This window comes from Micrococcus sp. LASM2_SD2, assembly GCF_057364565.1.
Window position 1 is genome coordinate 1 of record NZ_JBNFOB010000153.1, and the last position, 5,761, is coordinate 5,761.

Sequence of the window (5,761 nt, forward strand, 5' to 3'; positions counted from 1 at the left end):
TGCTGGTTGTTGCCGGCGGCTGGGTTTGACAGTGGCCGGGTTGATGGTGGTAAGGTTTTTCCTTGTCTGCCTGATCGGTTGGTGAATGGCTTCGGAACACGAAGTTGACACGGACTGAACTGATCGGCTAGGATGGAGAAGTTGCTCCGGAGCGAAGCGCCGCGAATGTGCGGGCCGAGCTGAGTTGCGGAAGCGCCTGTTGTTTGAGAACTCAATAGTGTGCCAAGTTTGTTGATGCCAATTGTTTTAACACATATTGGTGGCCGTCGGCAGCGCACCCCCGTGTGTCTGTGACGATGGCTTGCCAGTGATTGAATTGATGGGTTGATGGTTATTTCCGGCTGTTGACCTGTTGTTCTGTAATTTTTTACGGAGAGTTTGATCCTGGCTCAGGATGAACGCTGGCGGCGTGCTTAACACATGCAAGTCGAACGATGAAGCTCCAGCTTGCTGGAGTGGATTAGTGGCGAACGGGTGAGTAACACGTGAGTAACCTGCCCTTGACTCTGGGATAAGCCTTGGAAACGAGGTCTAATACCGGATAGGAGCACTCATCGCATGGTGGGTGTTGGAAAGAATTTCGGTCATGGATGGACTCGCGGCCTATCAGCTTGTTGGTGAGGTAATGGCTCACCAAGGCGACGACGGGTAGCCGGCCTGAGAGGGTGACCGGCCACACTGGGACTGAGACACGGCCCAGACTCCTACGGGAGGCAGCAGTGGGGAATATTGCACAATGGGCGCAAGCCTGATGCAGCGACGCCGCGTGAGGGATGACGGCCTTCGGGTTGTAAACCTCTTTCAGTAGGGAAGAAGCGAAAGTGACGGTACCTGCAGAAGAAGCACCGGCTAACTACGTGCCAGCAGCCGCGGTAATACGTAGGGTGCGAGCGTTATCCGGAATTATTGGGCGTAAAGAGCTCGTAGGCGGTTTGTCGCGTCTGCCGTGAAAGTCCGGGGCTTAACTCCGGATCTGCGGTGGGTACGGGCAGACTAGAGTGCAGTAGGGGAGACTGGAATTCCTGGTGTAGCGGTGGAATGCGCAGATATCAGGAGGAACACCGATGGCGAAGGCAGGTCTCTGGGCTGTAACTGACGCTGAGGAGCGAAAGCATGGGGAGCGAACAGGATTAGATACCCTGGTAGTCCATGCCGTAAACGTTGGGCACTAGGTGTGGGGGCCATTCCACGGTTTCCGCGCCGCAGCTAACGCATTAAGTGCCCCGCCTGGGGAGTACGGCCGCAAGGCTAAAACTCAAAGGAATTGACGGGGGCCCGCACAAGCGGCGGAGCATGCGGATTAATTCGATGCAACGCGAAGAACCTTACCAAGGCTTGACATGTTCTCGTTCGCCGTAGAGATACGGTTTCCCCTTTGGGGCGGGTTCACAGGTGGTGCATGGTTGTCGTCAGCTCGTGTCGTGAGATGTTGGGTTAAGTCCCGCAACGAGCGCAACCCCTGTTCTATGTTGCCAGCACGTGATGGTGGGGACTCATGGGAGACTGCCGGGGTCAACTCGGAGGAAGGTGGGGACGACGTCAAATCATCATGCCCCTTATGTCTTGGGCTTCACGCATGCTACAATGGCCGGTACAATGGGTTGCGATACTGTGAGGTGGAGCTAATCCCAAAAAGCCGGTCTCAGTTCGGATTGGGGTCTGCAACTCGACCCCATGAAGTTGGAGTCGCTAGTAATCGCAGATCAGCAACGCTGCGGTGAATACGTTCCCGGGCCTTGTACACACCGCCCGTCAAGTCACGAAAGTCGGTAACACCCGAAGCCGGTGGCCTAACCCTTGTGGGGGGAGCCGTCGAAGGTGGGACTGGCGATTGGGACTAAGTCGTAACAAGGTAGCCGTACCGGAAGGTGCGGCTGGATCACCTCCTTTCTAAGGAGCATTTAGTGCCGATGGCGTCGCCGAGTGTGCGATGGTCGGTTGCTCATGGGTGGAACATCGATGAATGGTGCCAGTGGTGGTGCCGGCGTTGGGTGAGTACGCAGCCTGTTGGTTGTGGGAAAGCCGGGTGCTGGTGTCACGGGCTGGTGTTGGCACACTGTTGGGTTTTGGGACAGCAGGCACATCCTCTGTGTGGGGGTGTGGCGTTGTTTCCTGGATATGTCTTCGCATGGTGAAGCAGTCGGCTCATTTGGTCGGTTGTGGATGTGTGTGGGGGTTGTTGTTTGAGAACTGCATAGTGGACGCGAGCATCTTATTTTTTGTTGCTGCACTGTTTGAGGCTGGTCATCCCCCTGGGTGGCTGGTTGAGGTGTGGTGATGCCGAGAATGATGTCATCTTATGCTCATTTTTTGGACTTCTAGTGTTTGGAAGTTTCTAAGGGCGCATGGTGGATGCCTTGGCAACAGGAGCCGAAGAAGGACGTGGGAATCTGCGATAAGCCTGGTGGAGTCGATAACCGGACGTTGAGACCAGGATTTCCGAATGGGGAAACCCCGCACGACGTGTCGTGTGACCACCGGTTGAACACATAGGCCGGTTGGGGGGAACGTGGGGAAGTGAAACATCTCAGTACCCACAGGAAGAGAAAACAAAAGTGATTCCGTGAGTAGTGGCGAGCGAAAGCGGATGGGGCTAAACCGTATGTGTGTGATACCCGGCAGGGGTTGCATGTGCGGTGTTGTGGGCCTGCTCTGGGCGTGTCTGCCGGCGCGTCGCAGTGAGGTGCGGGCGTATAGACGAACGATCTTGGATGGTCGACCGTAGTGGGTGAGAGTCCCGTAGTCGTAATGCGTTCCGCCGCTGTTGAGTGGTTGCCCGAGTAGCACGGGGCCCGAGGAATCCCGTGTGAATCTGCCAGGACCACCTGGTAAGCCTGAATACTACCTGTTGACCGATAGTGAATCAGTACCGTGAGGGAATGGTGAAAAGTACCCCGGGAGGGGAGTGAAATAGTACCTGAAACCATGTGCTTACAAACCGTCGGAGCCTCGTGTGGGGTGACGGCGTGCCTTTTGAAGAATGAGCCTGCGAGTTAGTGATACGTGGCGAGGTTAACCCGTGTGGGGAAGCCGTAGCGAAAGCGAGTCTGAATAGGGCGATTGAGTCGCGTGTCCTAGACCCGAAGCGGAGTGATCTACCCATGGCCAGGTTGAAGCGCGTGTAAGAGCGCGTGGAGGACCGAACCCACTTCAGTTGAAAATGGAGGGGATGAGCTGTGGGTAGGGGTGAAAGGCCAATCAAACTCCGTGATAGCTGGTTCTCCCCGAAATGCATTTAGGTGCAGCGTCGCGTGTTTCTTCCCGGAGGTAGAGCTACTGGATGGACGATGGGCCCTACAAGGTTACTGACTTCAGCCAAACTCCGAATGCCGGGTAAGTGAGAGCGTGGCAGTGAGACTGTGGGGGATAAGCTTCATAGTCGAGAGGGAAACAGCCCAGACCACCGGTTAAGGCCCCTAAGCGTGTGCTAAGTGGGAAAGGATGTGGAGTTGCTGAGACAACCAGGAGGTTGGCTTAGAAGCAGCCACCCTTGAAAGAGTGCGTAATAGCTCACTGGTCAAGTGATTCCGCGCCGACAATGTAGCGGGGCTCAAGTACACCGCCGAAGCCGTGGCATTCAGTTTTTCTGGATGGGTAGGGGAGCGTCGTGCACGAGGTGAAGCCAGCGGGGAACTTCTGGTGGATTGTGTACGAGTGAGAATGCAGGCATGAGTAGCGAAAGACGGGTGAGAAACCCGTCCGCCGGATGACTAAGGGTTCCAGGGTCAAGCTAATCTGCCCTGGGTGAGTCGGGACCTAAGGCGAGGCCGACAGGCGTAGTCGATGGACAACGGGTTGATATTCCCGTACCGGTGAAAAACCGCCCATGCTGAGCCGGTGATACTAACCGCCCGAAGCATCCTCAACCTCGCTCTTTGAGCGGGGTGAGTGGTGTGGAGCGCGGGACCTGAACCGGGGAGGCAAGCGCATTAACAGGTGTGACGCAGGAAGGTAGCCGGGCCAGGCAATGGAATCGACCTGGTCTAAGGGTGTAGGACTGCTGGTAGGTAAATCCGCTGGCATTGTGTTTGAGACCTGATGGGCGCCCACCATGTGGGTGATCCGGTGATCCTATGCTGCCAAGAAAAGCATCGGCGTGAGGTTTTAACCGCCCGTACCCGAAACCGACACAGGTAGTCAGGTAGAGAATACTAAGGCGATCGAGAGAATCATGGTTAAGGAACTCGGCAAAATGCCCCCGTAACTTCGGGAGAAGGGGGGCCCCAACCTTGAGCACCGCTTGCTGGTGTGAGGGGGTCGGGGCCGCAGAGACCAGGGGGAAGCGACTGTTTATCAAAAACACAGGTCCGTGCGAAGTCGTAAGACGATGTATACGGACTGACTCCTGCCCGGTGCTGGAAGGTTAAGAGGACCCGTTAGCTTCGGCGAAGCGGAGAATTTAAGCCCCAGTAAACGGCGGTGGTAACTATAACCATCCTAAGGTAGCGAAATTCCTTGTCGGGTAAGTTCCGACCTGCACGAATGGAGTAACGACTTCCCCGCTGTCTCAACCGTGAACTCGGCGAAATTGCATTACGAGTAAAGATGCTCGTTACGCGCAGAAGGACGGAAAGACCCCGTGACCTTTACTATAGTTTGGTATTGGTGTTCGGTGTGGCTTGTGTAGGATAGGTGGGAGACTGTGAAGCCGGCACGCCAGTGTTGGTGGAGTCATCGTTGAAATACCACTCTGGTCACTCTGGATATCTAACTTCGGCCCGTGATCCGGGTCAGGGACAGTGCCTGATGGGTAGTTTAACTGGGGCGGTTGCCTCCCAAATGGTAACGGAGGCGCCCAAAGGTTCCCTCAGCCTGGTTGGCAATCAGGTGTTGAGTGCAAGTGCACAAGGGAGCTTGACTGTGAGAGTGGCAGCTCGAGCAGGGACGAAAGTCGGGACTAGTGATCCGGCGGCTCGTTGTGGAACGGCCGTCGCTCAACGGATAAAAGGTACCTCGGGGATAACAGGCTGATCTTGCCCAAGAGTCCATATCGACGGCATGGTTTGGCACCTCGATGTCGGCTCGTCGCATCCTGGGGCTGGAGTAGGTCCCAAGGGTTGGGCTGTTCGCCCATTAAAGCGGTACGCGAGCTGGGTTCAGAACGTCGTGAGACAGTTCGGTCCCTATCCTCTGCGCGCGTTGGAAATTTGAGAAGGTCTGTCCTTAGTACGAGAGGACCGGGACGGACGAACCTCTGGTATGTCAGTTGTACCGCCAGGTGCATGGCTGATTAGCTACGTTCGGGATGGATAACCGCTGAAAGCATCTAAGCGGGAAGCCGGCTTCGAGATGAGATTTCCTTGCCCCTTGTGAGGGTGTGAGGCCCCCAGCTAGAACACTGGGTTGATAGGCTGGATGTGGAAGCACGGACTGAAGACGTGTGGAGCTGACCAGTACTAATAGGCCGATGACTTACAAACACTTCTTTTGAGGGTGTTCGCGTCCACTGTGCGGTTGTCTGATTGCAACCTGCTGCTGCTTGTGTCCCTTGGTTGGGGTAGGGTGGTGGTGATGTTTTAAGTGAATATGTGTCACGTACTTTTCGTGGCCCTGTAGGTTTACCTGCCCCTGTAGGTTGGGGTGTGGTTCAAGGGTTACGGCGGTCATAGCGTGGGGGAAACGCCCGGTTCCATTCCGAACCCGGAAGCTAAGGCCCACAGCGCCGATGGTACTGCAACCGGGAGGTTGTGGGAGAGTAGGTCGCCGCCGGACATTCTTTTTGGGTTGAGGCCCCACACTTTTTGGTGTGGGGCCTCCCCGC

3 rRNA genes are annotated in these 5,761 nt (G+C 56.0%); all 3 read left to right on the plus strand.

Features of this window, described 5'->3' with window-relative positions:
* Positions 1 to 366 precede the first annotated feature (366 nt).
* Positions 367 to 1,890 (plus strand): 16S ribosomal RNA (locus tag AC2W7A_RS08600).
* 435 nt (positions 1,891 to 2,325) lie between these two features.
* A 23S ribosomal RNA gene (locus tag AC2W7A_RS08605) occupies positions 2,326 to 5,420 on the plus strand.
* A 175-nt stretch (positions 5,421 to 5,595) separates the two neighbouring features.
* Positions 5,596 to 5,712: ribosomal RNA gene (rrf, locus tag AC2W7A_RS08610) — 5S ribosomal RNA — on the plus strand.
* The 16S, 23S and 5S rRNA genes sit together here, the layout of an rRNA operon.
* Positions 5,713 to 5,761 lie beyond the last annotated feature (49 nt).